2 protein-coding genes are annotated in these 1,538 nt (G+C 66.6%); both read left to right on the top strand.

From position 1 onward, the window contains the following. Positions 1 to 538: cupredoxin domain-containing protein (locus tag ACWFR4_RS48875; protein ID WP_453658455.1), on the top strand; the 538-nt coding region annotated here is incomplete at its 5' end. Further along, positions 535 to 1,536: a metallophosphoesterase family protein gene (locus tag ACWFR4_RS48870; protein ID WP_453658453.1), complete on the top strand. Its 1,002-nt coding sequence runs from the start codon at positions 535 to 537 to the stop codon at positions 1,534 to 1,536. The genes ACWFR4_RS48875 and ACWFR4_RS48870, both read left to right, overlap by 4 nt. Positions 1,537 to 1,538: the final 2 nt, after the last annotated feature.

The raw sequence follows: 1,538 nt of genomic DNA, 5'->3' as shown, positions 1-1,538 counted from the left end.
GCACCTGAACTTTCGCACGCCAGTCCGGCGATCACGCGCTGCGGCCGGGCTGACTGTCGCCATCATCGCCACTGGCGGCGCGGTGGGGCTCCTCAGCTCATGCGGCCCGTCGTCGCATTCCTCCGCCGGCGGAGCCGTCGCCAACACACCCGGTCCGGGTCAGCACCGGACGGCAGGGATGCCCGGCGCCACGGGGCCGGGGAAAGCCTCCGCTCCCGGCGCCTCGCCGATGCCCGGTATGAGCATGCCCATGAGCCCCTCAAGCACGGCCGCGCCGGTGACCGCGAACGCAGTGACGATCAAGAACTTCGCATTCTCCCCGACCAGGCTGAAGGTCAAAGTGGGCACGAGGGTGACATGGACCAATCAGGATACCGACGCCCACACCGTCACCAGCGCCGGATCGCGCGGCCCGTTGCATTCGGCCGCCCTGGCCACCCATGCCACCTACAGCTACACGTTCACCAAGCCCGGCACCTACGCCTACCTCTGCACCATCCATCCGTTTATGACCGCCACCGTGGAGGTGACCCGATGACCGACTACCACGACAGTCACGACGGAGCAATGGCCGACGACGCCGGTCAGCCCGATACCGAACACGGTATGACTCGACGTCAACTCATGCGGCACGCAGGGTGGTTCGGCGGCGCGGTGGTGCTGACCCTGGCCAGTGGAGAGGTGATAAGCTACATCGCCGGTTCCCAGGACACCAACGCGGGCGCCGCGGCCGGGGCCGCCGCAGCGGCAAACGGCGCGCTGCAGTTCGTGCAGGTCTCCGACAGCCATATCGGGTTCCAGGGCCCTGCGAACACGGATGTGGTCGGCTCCTTCGCCGACGCGATCAAGCAGGTCAACTCGCTTGGATTCAGACCTGATTTCGTCATGCACAGCGGCGATCTGACCCACCTGTCCACGGCCGGGCAGTTCGACCAGGTCAAGCAGATGATGGCCGGAATGAAGGCAGACCGCGTCTTCACCGTGCCGGGCGAGCACGATTCCATCGGCGATGCAGGCCGCGCCTACCGGCGGACCTTCGGCATGGGCACGCTCGGCGACGGCTGGTACAGCTTCGACACCCACGGCGTGCACTTCATCGCCCTGGTCAACACTCTGAGCCTGGAGAAGCTCGGCCACCTCGGCGCCGACCAGATCGACTTCGTTCGAAAGGACATCGCCGGACTGTCGTCGGACACCCCCATCGTGGTCTTCAGCCATATCCCGCTGTTCGCCATGTACCCGAAGTGGGGCTGGAGCACCGACGACGCCCTCAAGGTCATCGCCCTGCTGCGCCGCTTCTCCTCCGTCACCTGTCTCAACGGACACGTCCACCAGCTGTTCACCAAGACAGATGGCAACATCACCTTCCACTCCGCCACCACCACCGCCTACCCCCTGCCCAAACCGGGCCGCGCCCCCGCCCCCACCCCGCAGGTCGTCCCCGCCCGGCAGCTCAAAGAGGCACTCGGCATCCGCAGCGTCGGCTACCGCCAAGGCGACCGCGAACTGGCCATCAAGGAACAGAGGCTGGCATGAAC

Source organism: Streptomyces sp. NPDC055140, from assembly GCF_053607285.1.
This window is presented reverse-complemented; position numbering and strand designations above follow the sequence as displayed.